Consider the following 16,913-nt stretch of genomic DNA (forward strand, 5'->3'; position numbering starts at 1 on the left):
GAACACACCATGACTTCATTCAAACGCAGCGCCGTCGCGCTGGCCGTGGCGGCCGCCATGCAGGGCGCGCTGGCGCAGGCTACCGAGGCCGAACTGCCGGCCGTCAACATCCAGGCCGGGCGGGACGAGGGCAGCCTGCAGCTTTCCAACAAGAGCAGCAGCGCCTCGCGCCTGGGCCTCACGCTGCGCGAAACGCCGGCCTCGGTGGAGATCCTCTCGCAGGACCTGATGCAGGAGCGCGGCGCGCGCACCCTGAGCGAGGCGCTGCGCAGCACCGCCGGCATGGCCGGTGGCGGCCCGCCTTCGGCACCCACCACCCTGTCGCTGCGCGGCTTCACCAATGTGCTCTACCTGTACGACGGGGTGCGCATGTCGGGCGCGGGTGTCACCAACCGGGTGGAGGACACCTGGAACTACGAGCGCATCGAAGTGCTCAAGGGCCCGGCCTCGGTGCTGCAGGGCGACAGCGCCATCGGCGGCATCGTCAACTTCCAGGCCAAGCGGCCCGACCGCAACAACCCGGGCCGCGAGGCCCTGCTGTCCTACGGCAGCTACGGATCGACCCGCGCCGCCGTGGGCCTGGGCGGTGCGGTGGGCGAGACCGGGGCCTACCGGCTCGACTACAGCCGCAACGATACGCGCGTGGGCACCATCGCCCGTACCAGCGAAAAGCTGGAGCACCTGACCACGGGCCTGTCCTTCGACGTGGCGCGCGCCACGCGGCTCGACCTGTCGTTCGACTATTCGCGCGACGAGGGCCATGCCTACTGGGGCACGCCGCTGATCCCGGGCAGCCTGTCCACCCAGCCGACCCGCGTGGTCAGCACGCCCGACGGCCGGGTGATCGACCGGCGCATCGCGCAGAGCAACTACAACATCCTGGACGACCGCAACCAGTCCGAGGCGTACTGGCTGCGCGCCCGCATCACCAGCCGGGTGACGCCCGAATGGACGCTGCGCAACGAATTCACGGCCAACAAGGTGGAGCGGCTGTGGCGCAATGCGGAGAGCGCGGTGTTCACGGCGCCTTCGTCCATCACCCGCGACCAGACCCTGATCGCGCACGACCAGCGTTACCTGGCCAACCGGCTGGACGCCTCGCACGAAGGCCGCATCGGCGCTCTGGCCAACAAGCTGGTGGTGGGCGGCGAGGTCAGCAAGACCGATTTCGACAACACACGGCGCTTTTCCAACGGCTCGGCCAGCACCAATGCCACCTTGCGCGTGCCGCTGTTCGATCCTGCGGTGGGGACCTACAACGACGACCCTGCCCTGATGGCCGGCGGCGGCAACCGCACCAACTTCACGTCGGACGTGCACAGCAGCTCCGTTTTTGCCGAAGACGCGCTCAAGCTGACGAAAGCCTGGACCTTGGTCGGCGGCCTGCGCCACGACCGGGTGGACGTGGACCGCAGCGTGACCGACCTGAACCTGGGCACGTTCAGCGCGTTCGGCACGAAGTACTCGGCCAACTCGGTGCGCCTGGGCACCGTGTACGACCTCTCTTCAGAATCGTCGGTCTATGCGCAGTACACCAATGCCACCATCCCCGTGGGTTCGCTGTTCCTGCTGTCCGCCGGCAATGCGGTCTTCCCGCAGTCCAAGGGCAAGCAGTTCGAAGTGGGCTTCAAGCAGAGTACGGGCGATGTGGAATGGACGGCAGCGGCCTACCACATCGGCCTGGACAATGTGCTCTCGCGCGATGCCAGCAACGCCAACCTCACGGTGAACAACGGCAGCCAATCCTCGCGCGGGGTGGAGCTTTCCGCCGCATGGCGCGCCACGAAGCAACTCACGCTGTCGGGCAATGTGGCGGCGCTCGATGCGCGCTTCGACTCGCTGGTGGAGGCGGGCGGTGTCTCGCGCGTGGGCAACACCCCGCCCAATGTGCCCGAGCGCGTGGCCAACCTGTTTGCCAGCTACCGCTTCAAGGACCTGCCGCTCAACCTGCTGCTGTCCGTGAACCACACCGGCAAGATGTACACGGACAACGCCAACCAGATCCGCATCAACGGCCATACTACGGCCGACATCGCGGCCAGCTACCGCCTCAAACCGGCGCTGCTGACCTTTCGCATCCGCAACCTGACGGACAAGCTCTATGCCAGCTACGCCGGCCGGGCCACCAGCCAGGTGCTGCTGGCGCCGCAGCGCAGCTTCGAGTTGTCGGCCAGGGTCGATTTCTGAGGTGTGCCTGTCGGCACAAGAGGACAGCTTATCGTCGGCAATGGATGACAGATGGGCGGCGGTGGACTGGCAAGAATGGTGCATTCCCCTAGGAGTAGCACCATGCGCATCACCCCGCTCCCCAAAGCCGAGGTCGACAAGGCCGAACGCAAGATCGACAACATCCTGGAAGACCTGGAAGAGGAGACCAACTCGGAGGTCAAGGACATCGACCTGGAGGACGTGGTCGAGACCGACCCTGCCACCGGCCAGCCCGGTGTGCACAAGACGGTGGACGTCACCGTGCAACCCAAACCGCAGCGCAGATGGCTCAAGTAGGGGAGGGAGGCATGAAGAAATCCGCCGCGGAGCAGACCGCCAACAAGCAAAAACGCATCCAGGCCGAGCAGGATGCCAAGGACGCAAGCCAAAAGAAGGCATCCTCCGCCAATAAGCCTGCGCAGCCCAGGAAAAAGGCCGTGGCACCCGGCCCCGGTCGTGCCGAGCCGGGCACCCCGCTGCCCAGCCAGCCTCTCGCCAAGCCCGGCATCGAGGCGCACATGTCGCTGCCGCCGCGCTTCGAGGCGCCGCACTACCATGGCAGCGGCAAGCTCGAAGGCCTGTCGGCGCTGATCACGGGCGGCGATTCGGGCATCGGCCGGGCCGTGGCCGTGCTGTTCGCCCGGGAGGGGGCCGATGTGGCCATCGCCTACCTCAACGAGCACGAGGACGCCCGGCGCACCTGCGAACTGGTGCAGGCCGAGGGTCGGCGCTGCATCGCCATCTCGGGCGACGTCAAAAGCGCGCGCTTTTGCGCCAGCGCGGTGAACCGCGCGGTCAAGGCCTTCGGAAAGCTCAACCTGCTGGTGAACAATGCGGCCTTCCAGGAGCATGCGAGCACGCTCGAAGACCTCACCGAAGAGCGCTTCGACGAGACCTTCAGGACCAATATCTACGGCTACTTCCACATGGCCAAGGCCGCGCTGCCGCACCTGCACCGGGGCGATGCCATCATCAACACCGGCTCCGTCACGGGCCTGCGCGGCAGCAAGGAGCTGCTCGACTACTCGGCCACCAAGGGCGCCATCCACGCCTTCACCAAGGCCCTGGCGCACAACCTGGCCGACCGGGGCATCCGCGTGAACGCCGTGGCCCCGGGCCCGGTATGGACCCCGCTCAACCCGGCCGACAAGACGCCCGAGGACATTGCCCAGTTCGGTGCCAGCACCCACATGGGGCGCTCGGCCCAGCCCGAGGAGATTTCGCCGGCCTATGTGTTCCTGGCAGCGCCTTGCTGCTCAAGCTACATCACCGGCATCGTGCTGCCGATCACCGGCAACGCGGGAGACGGAGGATAGCGGCTCCTCAGTTGCGGATGTTGGCGAACTCCACCACGCGCCTGAATTTCTGGATCTCCGCCTGCAGGAAGGGCGCGAAATCCGTGCCGTCCATCATGGACAGGCCGGCGGCACCCAGCGCCTTGCGCAGCTCGGGCTCCTGCAGCAATTGCCGCAGGCCCTCGCGCAGGCGGTTGGTGGTGGCAGGCGGCAGCTTGCCGGGGCCGAGCAGGCCAAACCACACGCCAGCATCCACTCCCTTGAAGCGTGCGTGTTCGGCCAGCGCGGGGATCTGGGGCGCAGCCGCGGAACGCTCTGGCTCTGTGATGCCGATGGCCTTGATCTTGCCGTCCCGGATATGGGGCAGGGCGCTGGACAGCACCATCACGGCGAAGTCCACATCCCCGCCCTCCAGGTTGGCGAGCATGGCCCCGGCCCCGCGCGAGGGCACGTGCGCCATGCGCACGCCCGACTGCTGGCGGATGGTCTCTCCCGCCAGGTGCAGCGGCGTACCCATGCCCGACGAGGCGTAGCGCATGGCCTCGGGCGCCTCGGCGGTGGCGCGCAGGAATTCGTCGATGCTGGCCACCGGCGTCTTCTTGCTGGCCACCAGTACCAGGGGCTGGCTGCCGATCAGACCGATGGGCGTGGAGTCCTTCAGCGGGTTGTAGCCATCGCGTCGGCGGCTCACGAGGTGGTTGATGCCCACCTCGGCCGGCGAACCCAGCAACAGCGTATGCCCGTCCGGCTCGGCCAGTGCCACCCGGGCCGCGGCCAGGGCGCCGCTGGTACCGGGGATGTTTTCCACGTTCACGGGCTGGCCCAGGCGGCGCGACAGTCCAGGCGCAATGGCGCGTGCCACCAGGTCCACGCTGCCGCCTGCAGGGTAGCCCACCACCAGGGTGATGGCTTTCCAGGGGTAATCCTGTGCGCAGGCAGTCATGCTGGACAGGGCCAGCACATGCACTGAAACAACGGTCCGGACTTTCTTCAAAATCATCGTGTCCATGGGGCATTCCTGTCGGTGAGTTGGGTTACCCATGGTTACATCCGGTGCGACGCGAGGTGTGCCGCTTCGGCACTGGTTGGTGCCGAATCGGTTTCGTACAGGTGAAGGCGCGAGGCCGGAGGCCGACACGCCGGGGCATTGCCCGATGCCGCGCCATCCTCGCTTCACCTGAGCAGAAGCCCCGCGTTTTCTGGCTACGATCCCAGTCAATATCGCCATCCGCGCGCTGCAGGGTGGGACAGAGCCAACACGACAAGGAGTGGAAAGCAATGGACCTGGCGCTCCAGCCACGCGTGCCTGCGACCGGCAGGCGGCTGTACCTGACCGCGGCGGCCCTCGCCCTCTCGCTGGTGGCGCTGGTGGCAGGCACCGTCCTTTTCGCGCGGCAGGCGGACGAAAACCGGCTGCGTGCCACGCTCCAGGCCGATTTGTCCAACCGCCTGCGCATGCTGCAGACGGTACTGGTTTCGCTCAGCGATGCAGAAACCGGCCAGCGCGGCTACCTGCTCACGGGGCATTCGAGCTACCTGGCTCCCTACCATGCGGCCCTCACGCGCATGCCCGACCAGCTCAAGGGCCTGGAGGGCATCCCGCTCCAGGACGCCCAGGTGCCGGCCCGCGCCGCACAGGCGCGCGAAGCCATCCGCCTCAAGCTCGCCGAGCTGCAGGAGACGCTGCGCGTGCATGACGTCGGCTCGCCCGACGAAGCCCTGCGCCTGGTGCGCACCGACATGGGGGCGACCTACATGGACCAGGCGCGCGGCCACGTCCATGCAGTGCTGGACGCCATCCGCGCCGAACGCGACCGCCTGAACCTGGCCGTGGCCGAGGGCAGTGTCCAGAGCCGGCGCCTGGCCACCTGGACGGTGACCGCCCTGGTGCTGTTCGTGCTGCTCTGCGGTATCCAGATCGTGCAGCTGCTGGCCGGGCAGCGCCGCTACCAAAAAGCCCTGGCCGCGAGCGAGGCCCAGCACCGCAGCCTGATCGAGGAGCAGGCGGAACTGGTGTCGCTGGCGCGCGCGGACGGCACCCTGGTCTACCTGAACCCGGCCTATCCCCGCATCTTTCTGCTCAAGGCCGAAGAGATGGTCGGCACCAGCCTGTACAACTACGTGGCCCCGGCCGACCGCGAGATCGTGCGCGAGCGCATCGCGCGGATCATGGCAACCGACCAGGTGACCTTCGGCGAAAACCGCATGGTCACGCCGGACGGTACCGAAAAATGGTTGGCCTGGACCAACCAGGTGCGCCTGGGGGCCGACGGCGAGCGCCTGCTGCATTCCGTGGGGCGCGACATCACCGAGCGCAAGCAGGCCGAGGCGGCCCTGCAGGCGAGCGAGGATTTCCTGGCGCGCACGGGCCGGGTGGCCGGCGTGGGCGGCTGGGAGCTGGACCTGCACACGCTGGGGGTGCGCTGGTCGGACGGCATGCGCCGCATCCACGATGTCGAGCCCGACTACCAGCCCACGCTGGACTCCGTGCTGTCGTTCTATGAGCCCGAGGCCGCCCGGCTGCTGCAGGAGGCCATGGCCGGCAAGGGCAACGACCAGCCGCACGCCTTCGACCTGGAGCTGGAACTGGTCACGGCCACCGGTCGCCGCCGCTGCGTGCGCGCGGTGGGGGAGGCCGAGCATGATGCGCATGGCGAGCCGCGGCGCCTGGTGGGGGCGCTGCAGGACATCACCGAGCGCAAGGCGCTTGAGCGGCGCCTGGCCGACAGCGAACGCTTCGTGCGCGAGATCACCGACAACCTGCCCCTGCGCATCTCCTACGTGGATGCGCAGGGCTGCTACCGCTTCGTCAACCAGCGCCAGAGCGAGCGCTTTGGCCGCCCGCGCGAGGAGATCCTGGGGCGCACGCGCGCCCAGCTGCTGGGAAGCCCCGACGATCCCGCGGTGGCGCAGGCCTTCCGCGCTGCCATCCACGGCACGGCGCAGCGCTTCGAGTTCAAGGAGGAGGCCTTCGGCCAGGCCCGGACGATCGAAAGCCAGCTCATCCCCGATACCGGGACCGATGGCCGCATCAAGGGCATCTTCACCATCGGCATCGATGTCACCGAGCGCAAGGCCACGGAGCGCACGCTGCGCGACATCACCGACATCTTCGACAACACCACCGACTTTGTCATACAGACCGACTGGCGTGGGCAACTGCAATACATGAATCCTGCCGCGCGGCGTGCCCGCGGCCTGGAGCTCGGTGCATCGGTGCAAGGAGACGATTACGAGCAGTTCAATACGGAAGAAACCCTCCGCCGCCACAGGGACGAGATCATGCCGGCCGTGCGCCGGGACGGGGTGTGGCTGGGGGAGACCACGGTGCTGGGACAGGGCGGGCGCATCGTACCGGTGGACCATATGGTGATTGCGCACCGGGACGCGCAGGGGCGCATCTCGCGCTATTCGGCGGTGATGCGCGACATCTCCGCCGAGGTGCAGGCACGCCAGCAACTGCAGTTGCAGACCAGCATCCTGCATTCCATTGCCGAGACCATTCCGGCCGTGGTGGCGGTGGTCGGCAGCGATGGCAACTACCGCTTCGCCAACCGGGCCTTCGAGCTGTGGTGCGGGCGGCCGCGCGGCATGGTCGTGGGCCGGTCGCTGCAGGAGGTGCTGGGAGAGGATGACTACGAGCGCAGCCTGCCCTGGGTGCGGCGCGCTCTGGCCGGCGAGACCGTGAGCTTCGAGAAGGAATATGCGGGCCGGGCGCACAACCGGCACATGGCGATCTCCTTCATCCCCTTGCGGGTCGAAGGCGGCACGGTGGAAGGCTTCGTGGCCATGGCGCAGGACATCACGGAGCACCGCGAGGAAGCGCACCGCCTGCTCATGCTCAGCGAGCGCGATGCGCTGACCGGCGTGCTCAACCGGGCTGGCTTCGAGCGCTACCTGCAGCACAAGGTGCTGGAGGGCGATGCGGCCGGCCTGGCGCTGCTGTACATCGACCTGGACCGCTTCAAGCCCATCAACGACACCCATGGGCACCCGGTCGGGGATGAGGTGCTGCGCCAGTTCGCGGCGCGGTTGCAGGCCGCCGTGCGGCCCACCGACGCGGTGGCGCGGCTGGGTGGGGACGAGTTCGCCATCGTGCTCTCCGGCGTGCGCGAGAAGGCCCATGCCGATACCGTGGCCGACAAGGTCGTCGAGGCGGCCCATGCCCCCTTCTACACAGGCACGCTCCAGCTGGAGATCGGTGCCAGCGTGGGCGTTGCGCAGGGCGCTGCGGACGGCCAGGGCTGGCAGGGCCTGGTGGCCCGGGCCGATGCCATGGTCTACCGTGCAAAAGCCGAAGGGCGAGGGCGCCGGGCCTGAGGGAATAAGGGCGCGCTATGCGGCGCGCTTGACCAGCGCCGGCTCGGCGCGGTAGCGGCTGGCAAACAGCCGCTTGAGGTGCGCCACCTTGGGCAGGTCGTTGATCACGATGTAGGGGTGGCGCGGGTTCTCGGTCAGAAAGTCCTGGTGGTAGGCCTCGGCCGGGAAGAAGCTCGGGCCGCTCTCCACGCGCGTGGCGATGGGCTTCTTGAATACCTTGAGCGCATCGAGCTGGGCGATGTAGGCGCGCGCCACCTGCTCCTGCTCGGGGCTGGCCGCGAAAATCGCCGAGCGGTACTGCGTGCCCGTGTCGGGCCCCTGGCGGTTGAGCTGGGTCGGGTCGTGCACCACCGAAAAGAAGATCTGCAGCAGCGCGCCGTAGCTCACCTGCGCGGGGTCGTAGCTGATCTCCACCGATTCGGCGTGTGCCGTGCGCCCGCTGCTCACCAGGCTGTAGGTGGCCGTGGCGGCCGAGCCGCCGCTGTAGCCCGAGACCGCCTTGCGCACCCCCTGGACATGCTGGAACACGCCCTGCACGCCCCAGAAGCAGCCTCCGGCAAAGATGGCTTTCTCCAGCTTGGCGCTGCCTGTGGGTACGTCCTGCGCCGGCGCCGGGATCGCCACGGCCTCTTCGGCCGAGTGGGCCAGGTTCTGGAAGAGCAGGGCGCCGCCGGCCAGCGTGGCGCCTCCGGCCAGGAGCTGCAGCAGGCCGCGCCGGCTGGGAGATGGGGAAGTTTTTGTCATGGTGGAGCGCCTTTGTCGGAAGGTGGAGGGAGTGTGATGCGGAGATACCTGGCCCTGCTCAGCCAAACGTAAAGGCGTAGGCGTCGACAGGGGCATCCAGGAACTCGATGCGGAAGGTGCGTTCGCGGATGTCTCCGCTCTGGCGTACCAGCTGGTACAGGCGCTGGTCGGTTACCGTGCCCGTGCCGTCGGCGGCCACGTCCGTGCCATGGGCTGCACCAGGGGCCTGGCCATCGACCGTGACCTTGAAGCGCACGGGCTTGCCGCCGGCGCCCGGCCCCAGCACCAGATGCAGGTCGCGTGCCTGGAAGCGGTAGACGATGCCGCCGCTGCCGCCCGCCAGCGTGGCGCGCTCGGCGCCCACCGTCCACTGGCCGGCCAGGCCCCAGGCATTGAGCGCCGGGCGGGCCGGAGCGGTGTAGGTCGTGGCCCGGTCGCGCACGGCGGGCTCGGCCGAGGCGAAGTTCTCGGCCCGCTCATAGCCCAGGTAGGTTTCGTGCGAGCGCACCGCGCTGAGGTCGGCGGGCTGGTGCACGCCCTGGGCTGCCACCTGGGCCAGACCGTCCTGCACCGGGGCAGCGGCACCGGCCTCGCGCAGCAACTGCTGGATGGCGCGCTCGGACTCGGCGTAGTTGCCCTCGCCGAAGTGGTGGTAGCGCATGCGGCCCTGGGCGTCGATCAGGTAGTGCGCGGGCCAGTAGCGGTTCTGGAAGGCGCGCCAGATGGCGTAATTGTTGTCGATGGCCACGGGGTAGGTGATACCCAGGTCGCGCACGGCCTTGGCCACGTTGGCGGCATCGCGCTCGAAGGCGAACTCGGGCGCATGCACGCCCACCACCACCAGGCCCTGGTCCCTGTACTTCTCGGCCCAGGCCTTCACATAGGGCATGGCGCGCAGGCAGTTGATGCACGAATAGGTCCAGAAATCCACCAGCACCACCTTGCCACGCAGGCCGGCCGTGGTGAGCGCCGGGGAGTTGAGCCACTGCACGGCGCCGTCGAGCGAGGGCACTTCGCCCTGGTCGGGCAATGACCCGGTACCACTGCCGTTGGCCGCCATCATGGACGGGCCGGCCCCATTGGCGGCGGCCACCATGGCGCCGCTGCCCTGCATCATCATCGACGGGCCGCCGCTCATGGCCATGGCGCCACCCTGGGGTTCACCACCCAGCCGGTTCACCAGGGCCTGCTCGATGCCCCCGGTGGAAGCGGTGGACAACCGGGCCAGCACGCCCGTGTCCAGCCCCAGCGCAATCGCCGCCACGCCGGCCAGCATCGCGGCGCCCAGCCCGCGGCGCACCCACTCGCCCACGCCCAGCGAGCGCTTGAGCGCGGCGAACACCCGGCCACCGAGCAGCAGGGCCGCGGCCATCGACGTGGCCGCGCCGGCCGCATAGGCCAGCAGCAGCAGGCTGGTGCCCACGCTGGCGCCCTGCAGGGCAGCGCCGGTGAGTATCAGGCCCAGCACCGGCCCGGCGCAGGGCGCCCATAGCAGGCCCGTGGCCACGCCCAGCAGCAGCGATGCGCCCATGCGCGGCTGGCCATCGCCCTGGGCCGTCTGCGACAGGCGGTCGCCCGCGGCGACCAGGGGGCGGGTCATGCGCTCGGACAGGCCCGGCCACAGCAGGGCCAGGCCGAACACCGCCAGCAGCACCAGCGCCGCCCAGCGGCCATACTGGTTGGCGGCCACCACCCAGCCGCCACCCACGGCGGCCAGCGTGGCCACGGCCGCGAAGGTCAGCGCCATGCCGGCCAGCAAGGGCAGGCCGCTGCGCGAAAAGGGCTGGCTGGCACGCGAGAAGACAAACGGCAGCACGGGCAGGATGCAGGGGCTGACGATGGTCAGCACCCCGCCCAGGTAGGCCAGGAGGATGAGCAGCATGGCGTCGGTCCTCAGGCGGCGCCGGCCGTGAAGCTGAGCGACAGGCCGTTCATGCAGTAGCGCAGGCCGGTGGGCTGGGGACCATCGTTGAAGACATGGCCCAGGTGCCCGCCGCAGCGGCGGCAGTGCGCCTCGGTGCGCGCCATGCCGAAGGTGCGGTCCATGCGCGTGGCCACGGCGTTGTCCATCGGCTTCCAGAAGCTGGGCCAGCCGGTGCCGCTGTCGAACTTGGTCTTCGATGAAAACAGCGGCAGGGCACAGCCGGCGCAGGCGAAGGTGCCGGCGCGGTGCTCCTGGTTGAGCGGGCTGCTGCCGGGCCGCTCGGTGTTTTCGTGGCGCAGCACGGCGTACTGCGCGGGCGTGAGCTTGGCGCGCCACTGGGCGTCGGTGAGGGTCACCTCGAAGACCTCGCTGCTGCCTGCAGCCGCCGGCGCACTGCGGTGCGAGAACAGGGCGGCCAGCGCCAGGGCGCTGGCGGATCCGGTGAACAGGAGATGGCGGCGGGTGGTGGTCATGGTGTCCTCGGTCGGTAGATGGAACGAAGCTTAGGTTCGGCCCCATCGCCAAGTCCTCACGCAAACTTCAAAAATTCGTGATAACTCGGCAGGCCCGGATTGCGCACAATGCAGGCATCCGATGGCCCGCCTGACCCCCTAATGTCCACACCCCCCTCCAAACGCGTGCTGCTGGTCGAAGACGATGCCCACATCGCCGACCTGCTGTCCATGCACCTGCGCGACGAGGGCCTGCTGGTGGTGCACTGCGCCCGGGGCGACGACGGCCTGGCGCAGCTGGAGCGCGGCGGTGACTGGGATGCGCTGGTGCTCGACCTGATGCTGCCGGGCGTGGATGGCCTGGAAATCTGCCGCCGCGCCCGCGCCATGGCGCGCTATGTGCCCATCATCATCATCAGCGCCCGGGCCAGCGAGGTGCACCGCATCCTGGGCCTGGAGATCGGCGCCGACGACTACCTGCCCAAGCCGTTCTCGGTGCTGGAACTGGTGGCCCGCGTGCGCGCCCTGCTGCGCCGGGCCGAGGCCATGGCGCAGAACGCGCGGGCCGCGGCAGGCAGCCTGTCGGTGGCCGGCCTGGCCATGGACCCGGTGGCGCGGGACGCACGGCTGGCGGGTCAGCCGCTCGACCTGACACCGCGCGAGTTCGACCTGCTGTACTTCTTCGCACGCCAGCCGGGCAAGGTGTTCTCGCGCATGGACCTGCTCAACGCCGTCTGGGGCTACCAGCACGAGGGCTACGAGCACACGGTCAACACCCACATCAACCGCCTGCGCGCCAAGATCGAGGCCGACCCGGCGCAGCCGGCACGCATCCTCACCGTCTGGGGGCGCGGCTACAAGTTCGCCGGCCCCGAGGGCGCGCCATGAGGCTCACCCTGACCCAGCGGCTGTCGCTGGTGTTCGCCGTGCTGCTGCTGGTGTGCAGCGGCACCTCGGCCTGGATGCAGGTGCGCTCCAACCGCATGCACGAGCTGGAGGTGGTGCAGGGCCTGTCGCGCGACCTGGCCGCCAGCATCGCCCGCGATGCCCAGCTCACCGATGCCGACGGCCTGATGCCCGACGCCGTGCGCAAGCTGTTCAACCAGCTCATGGTGGTCAACCCCAGCGTGGAGGTGTACCTGCTCGGGCCCGACGGGCAGATTGCCGGCCATGCAGCACCCGAGGGCCGGCTGCGCCGCGACCGGGTGGACCTGGCGCCCCTGCGCCGCATGATCGATGGCGCGCCGCTGCCCATCCTGGCCGACGACCCGCGCAGCACCGATGGGCGCAAGGTCTTCAGCGCCGCGCCGCTGCGCGTGCATGGGCGCGACGTGGGTTTCATCTACGTGGTGCTGCTCGGCGAAGCGCACGACCTGGTGGCGGCACAGGGCTCGACCAATGCGGTGCTGACCACGGCGCTGTGGTCCATCGCCATGGTCGCGCTGCTGTGCCTGGCGGCGGGCCTGGTGGCTTTCACCTTGATCACGCGGCCGTTGCGCCACCTGACCGAAACCGTGCGCCATTTCGACATGACCGGTGCACGGCCGCCCGTACCGGCCGTGGCGCCACCACCACCAACGCCAGACAGCCGCGATGAGATCGCGGTGCTCGATGGCGCCTACCGCCAGATGGTGGTACGCATCGGCGAGCAATGGCAGGTGCTGAGCCGCCAGGACCAGGAGCGCCGCGAACTGATCGCCAACGTCTCGCACGACCTGCGCACGCCGCTGTCCTCGCTGCATGGCTACCTGGAGACCCTGCTGCTCAAGGACGCGACTCTGCAGCCGGCCGAGCGCCAGCGCTACCTGGGGATTGCGCTGGACCAGAGCCGCAAGGTGGGCACGCTGGCGCAGAGCCTGTTCGAGCTGGCACGGCTCGAATACGGCTTCGTCCAGCCCGAGGCCGAGCCCTTTGCCATGGCCGACCTGGTGCAGGATGTGTTCCAGAAGTTCGAACTCGGGGCGCAGGAGCGCCAGGTGGCGCTGCAGGCCGACATCGCGCCGCAGCTGCCGCCCGTGCATGCCGACCTGGGCCTGGTCGAAAGGGTGCTGACGAACCTGCTGGACAACGCCCTGCGCCACACACCGCCAGGCGGCACCGTGACGGTGCTGCTGGCCCGGGAGGGCGATGCCCTGTCCGTGCAGGTGCAGGACACCGGGCCTGGCATTGCACCGGAACTGCGCGAGGGGCTGTTCGAGCGCCCCTTCGCCATGGGGGGCGCGCGGCGCGGCGGCGGCCTGGGGTTGCGCATTGCGCACCGCATCCTGGCACTGCATGGCAGCCGCATCACGCTGGTGGAAACAACGGCGCCCGGCGCTTCATTTCGCTTCACCTTGCCCTGGGCTGGCGAGGTGCCCGGTGGGCCCGCGCGCGCTGGAGCGAGGGCGGCACCGTCGTCTTAAGCGTTTACACCTAGGCCGGCTTGTAGGACAAGACCGCCACTTCCCGGCATGTAATTTTTTGCTACCGCCGAGGGGCGGTCGGGTGTAAGAATGGTCCATCCTGGCATAACAGGGGGGAGGGAGGCCCATTGCTTCTGCGCTCGAGCTTCGAAACGAAGGTCCTGGCTGCGTTCATCGCTGCCGCTGCAGTGGTGGCCGGCGTCACCGTGATGGGCTGGAAGCTGGCCGACGATGCCGAGGAGGCGACCGGCTGGGTGGCCCACACCCACCAGGTGCTGGGCAACGTGGCCCATATCCGTGCCAACACCCTGCAGATCGAGTTGAGCACGCAGAGCTTTCGCGTCACCGGGGACCCCGCGCACATCACCGAGCGCGACGCGGCGGCCGAGGCCCGCGAAGCCATGCTGTCGCAGCTGCGCCAGCTCACCGCCGACAACGCCTTGCAGCAGGAGCGCTGGACCCTGTTGCGCCAGATGGTGGACGAGCGGCTGGCCATCTCGCGGCGCGTGGAAATGCTGCGCAAGACCCAGGGGCAGGAGGCCGCCAACGCCTACGTGGCCACGGCCCCGCTGCAGAAGACGCGCGACCGCATCCATGAACTGCTGCGCGGCCTGGAGTTCGAAGAGGCCGCACTGCTGCGCGAGCGCACCGAAGCGCAGCTGCGCACCCGCCGCCTGCTGCTGGCAGCCAATGGCATTGCGGTGCTGGTGCTGGCAGCCCTGCTGGCGGGCGCCTATGCGCTGATCAAGAGCCAGCTGCGCGAAACCCGCCAGGCCCAGCGCGCCCTGTCGGACAGCGAGGAGAGCCTGGCCACCACCATGCAGTCGATTGGCGATGCCGTGCTGGCCACCGACACCGAAGGCCGCGTGACGCGGATGAACCCGGTGGCCGAGCAACTGACCGGCTGGACCTTCGAGATGGCGCGCGGCCTGCCCATCGACGTGGTGTTCCGCATCATCAACGAGATCACGCGCGGGCAGGCGGTGGTGCCCGTGGCCCAGGTGCTGGCCACCGGGGTGGTCCATGAGCTGGCCAACCATACAACCCTGATCGCCCGCGATGGCACGGAGTGCCCGATCGCCGACAGTGCGGCCCCCATCCGCAACAGCGCCGGCGAGGTGACGGGTGTGGTGCTGGTGTTCCGCGACGAGAGCCTGGCCCGCCAGGCCCAGCGCCTGATCGTGGACGCCAACACGCTGCTGGAGCAGCGGGTACAGGAGCGCACGGCGCAGCTGCGTGCCAGCGAAGACCACCTCTACAGCGTGATCAACAGCGTGCCGGCGGTGCTGGCTTTTGTGGATGTCGACCAGCGCTATGTGTACGTCAACGCGCAGCACAAGGCGCTGTATGCACCGGACCGCGACGAGGTTCGGGGGCGCACGGTGCGCGAGATCATCGGGGAAGAGCGCTATGCCCATGCTGCGCCGATGATCGAACGGGTTCTTCAGGGCGAGCGGCAAAGCTACGACTGGCAGCCTGTTCCTGGCATGTGGCAGGCCATCGAATGCATACCCAAGCGCGACGACAGCGGGCGCATCCAGGGTTACTATGTGCTGGGCTCCGACATCACCGTGCGCAAGCAGGCCGAAGACAAGGTGCTGGCGCTCAACACCGAGCTGGAAGACCATGTGCAGCGCCTGGAGCACACCACCCGGGCCCTGAAGACCCTGAGCGCCGGCAACCGCACCATGCTGCGTGCCGTGGACGAACAGGACCTTCTCTCCAGCATGTGCGAGGCCATTGTCACGGCAGGGGGCTATGCCATGGCCGTGGTGTGGTGCCGCCCGGCCGATGCGGCTGCGGGCAGCCTGCTGGTGCCTGTGGCCGAAAGCGCCCACCCGAGGGCGCAGCCCTGGCTGCGCGCGTTGAACGCCCGCTGGCAGGCGGGCGACATGGGCCAGGGCGTGCTCGGGGATGCGTTCCGTTCGGGGCTGGCCAGCGTGGGGCAGGGCGGGGAGCCGCCCGGCCTCGACGGCCCGGCCTGGCTGGCCGGCATGCCGGCCGCTGCCTCGGTACTGGCCTGCCCGCTGCGGGTGGATGGCGAGGTGATCGGCGCCCTGGCGATCTACAGCAACCGGCCAAAGATGTTCGAGCCCGACGAGATCACCTTCCTCGTCGAGTCGGCCGATGACCTGGCCTTTGGCGTGGCGACGCTGCGCCATCGCAGCGAGCAGGCCAGGGTGCAGGAGGCCATGCAGCAGATGCGCCGCTACGACACCCTCACCGGCCTGCCCAACGAAGCGCAGTTCACCGAGATCCTGGTGTCCGCCATCAACGCCGGCCAGCAGTTCGCGGTGCTGCAGGCCAATGTGGAGCGGCTCAGCGAGATCAACGACGCCCTGGGCTTCTGCTATGGCGACCAGATCCTCCAGGAGGTCGGGGCCCGCCTGGTCCACGCCGTGCCTGCCTCGGCCACCGTGGGGCGGCTGCGGGGTGATGAATTCGCCATCCTGCTGCCGCAGTGCAATGCGCAGGCCGCGGTGGCCACGGTGCGCACCGTGGATGCCGTGCTGGCCCAGCCGTTTCCGATTGCCGACATCTCGATGGAAGTCTCGGTCACGGCCGGGGTGGCCCTGTTCCCGGCGCATGGAGAAACCCCGCACGACCTGTACCGCCACATGGACACGGCGGTGCACCAGGCCAAGAAGGCCGGGGTAGGGCATGTGGTCTTCGATCCGGCCAAGAGCCAGCACCGCAACCAGGCGCACCGCCTGCAGATGGCGGGCGAGCTGCGGCGTGCCATCGAGAACGGCGATCTGGCGCTGTACCTGCAGCCCAAGATCGACATGGTCACCGGGCAGGTGCGCGGGGCCGAGGGCCTGGTGCGCTGGCGCCATGCGGAGCGCGGCCTGCTCATGCCGGGTGACTTCATCGGACTGGCCGAGCACACGGGGCTGATCAAGCCGCTGACCGAGTGGGTGATGGAAGCCAGCCTGCGGCTCAACCATGGGTGGGCCGCCAAGGGGGTGGCCCTGCCGATTGCCGTGAACCTGTCCGCGCGCAACCTGCGCGACGAATCCCTGCTGCAGACCATACGCCAGCTGCAGGCCGCCTGGCCCCTGGCGCCCGGGCTGATGGAGCTGGAGATCACGGAAACCACCGTCATGGGCGAGCCCGAGCGCGCCCTGCGCGTGCTGCAGGCGCTGCGCGACCAGGGCATCGCGCTGTACATCGACGATTTCGGCACCGGCTACTCGTCGCTGAGCTACCTGCAGCAACTGCCGGTGGAGTACATCAAGATCGACCAGTCCTTTGTCTGCGACATGTCGGTGAGCAAGGCATCGTCGGTCATCGTGCGCTCCACCATCGACCTGGCGCACGACCTGGGCCGCAAGGTGGTGGCCGAGGGCATCGAATCCCAGGCCCACTGGGACCAACTGGCGGCCCTGGGCTGCGACATCGGGCAGGGCTACTTTCTGGCCCGCCCCATGCCGGCCCAGGAGCTGCCGGGCTGGGTGGCGGGCTTCGTGGCGCCCGTGGCGCGTGCGCAGCCCGAGAACATGTTCGTGATTTGAGCCTTTCACGCTGTAGCCCGCGTCCTACAGCATGTTGCGGCGCACAAGAAGCG

Annotated in this window: 11 protein-coding genes; 7 read left to right on the forward strand and 4 right to left on the reverse strand. The window is 68.9% G+C overall.

The annotated features are described in order from the left end of the window. Positions 1 to 9: 9 nt before the first annotated feature. The 3 genes from AC07PF_RS25665 to AC07PF_RS25675 all read left to right on the forward strand — a co-directional run bounded on the left by AC07PF_RS25665 (position 10) and on the right by AC07PF_RS25675 (position 3,524). Entirely contained in the window at positions 10 to 2,187 is a 2,178-nt protein-coding gene (locus AC07PF_RS25665; protein WP_494613739.1) for a TonB-dependent receptor, read from the forward strand. 102 nt (positions 2,188 to 2,289) lie between these two features. Next, a complete protein-coding gene (locus AC07PF_RS25670) occupies positions 2,290 to 2,505 on the forward strand; it encodes a hypothetical protein (RefSeq protein WP_494607053.1) in 216 nt (71 codons plus the stop codon). An 11-nt stretch (positions 2,506 to 2,516) separates the two neighbouring features. Beyond that, the gene (locus AC07PF_RS25675) at positions 2,517 to 3,524 is read left to right on the forward strand and encodes an SDR family oxidoreductase (RefSeq protein ID WP_494613740.1); all 1,008 of its coding nucleotides are present in this window, start codon (positions 2,517 to 2,519) and stop codon (positions 3,522 to 3,524) included. A gap of 7 nt (positions 3,525 to 3,531) precedes the next feature. Here AC07PF_RS25675 and AC07PF_RS25680 read toward each other — a convergent pair whose 3' ends face one another. Next, complete coding sequence (locus AC07PF_RS25680) at positions 3,532 to 4,512, reverse strand: Bug family tripartite tricarboxylate transporter substrate binding protein (protein WP_494613741.1); 981 nt, start codon at positions 4,510 to 4,512, stop codon at positions 3,532 to 3,534. A gap of 269 nt (positions 4,513 to 4,781) precedes the next feature. On the opposite strand from AC07PF_RS25680, the gene AC07PF_RS25685 reads away from it, so the two are divergent. Then, complete coding sequence (locus tag AC07PF_RS25685; RefSeq protein WP_494613742.1) at positions 4,782 to 7,823, forward strand: PAS domain S-box protein; 3,042 nt, start codon at positions 4,782 to 4,784, stop codon at positions 7,821 to 7,823. A gap of 15 nt (positions 7,824 to 7,838) precedes the next feature. Here the strand turns inward: AC07PF_RS25685 and msrA are convergent, their stop codons facing one another. Genes msrA through msrB form a run of 3 tightly spaced genes read right to left on the reverse strand, consistent with a single transcriptional unit; the run spans position 7,839 to position 10,964 of the window. Further along, positions 7,839 to 8,567: a peptide-methionine (S)-S-oxide reductase MsrA gene (gene msrA / locus AC07PF_RS25690; protein WP_494613743.1), complete on the reverse strand. Its 729-nt coding sequence runs from the start codon at positions 8,565 to 8,567 to the stop codon at positions 7,839 to 7,841. A 58-nt stretch (positions 8,568 to 8,625) separates the two neighbouring features. Beyond that, complete coding sequence (locus tag AC07PF_RS25695; protein ID WP_494613744.1) at positions 8,626 to 10,449, reverse strand: cytochrome c biogenesis protein DipZ; 1,824 nt, start codon at positions 10,447 to 10,449, stop codon at positions 8,626 to 8,628. An 11-nt stretch (positions 10,450 to 10,460) separates the two neighbouring features. Beyond that, positions 10,461 to 10,964: a peptide-methionine (R)-S-oxide reductase MsrB gene (gene msrB / locus AC07PF_RS25700; protein ID WP_494613745.1), complete on the reverse strand. Its 504-nt coding sequence runs from the start codon at positions 10,962 to 10,964 to the stop codon at positions 10,461 to 10,463. A 141-nt stretch (positions 10,965 to 11,105) separates the two neighbouring features. Between msrB and AC07PF_RS25705 the strand changes: the two genes are divergently transcribed. The 3 genes from AC07PF_RS25705 (at position 11,106) to AC07PF_RS25715 (ending at position 16,860) form a co-directional block, all read left to right on the forward strand. Continuing rightward, positions 11,106 to 11,831 carry a response regulator transcription factor gene (locus AC07PF_RS25705; protein ID WP_035205058.1) on the forward strand — a complete coding sequence of 242 codons (726 nt, stop codon included), beginning with the start codon at positions 11,106 to 11,108 and terminating at the stop codon, positions 11,829 to 11,831. Beyond that, a complete protein-coding gene (locus AC07PF_RS25710; RefSeq protein ID WP_494607042.1) occupies positions 11,828 to 13,345 on the forward strand; it encodes a sensor histidine kinase in 1,518 nt (505 codons plus the stop codon). Before AC07PF_RS25705 ends, AC07PF_RS25710 begins: the two co-directional genes overlap by 4 nt. Before the next feature lie 128 nt (positions 13,346 to 13,473). Next, positions 13,474 to 16,860: an EAL domain-containing protein gene (locus AC07PF_RS25715; protein ID WP_494613746.1), complete on the forward strand. Its 3,387-nt coding sequence runs from the start codon at positions 13,474 to 13,476 to the stop codon at positions 16,858 to 16,860. Positions 16,861 to 16,913: the final 53 nt, after the last annotated feature.

The organism is Acidovorax sp. GW821-FHT10A04, assembly GCF_059415825.1.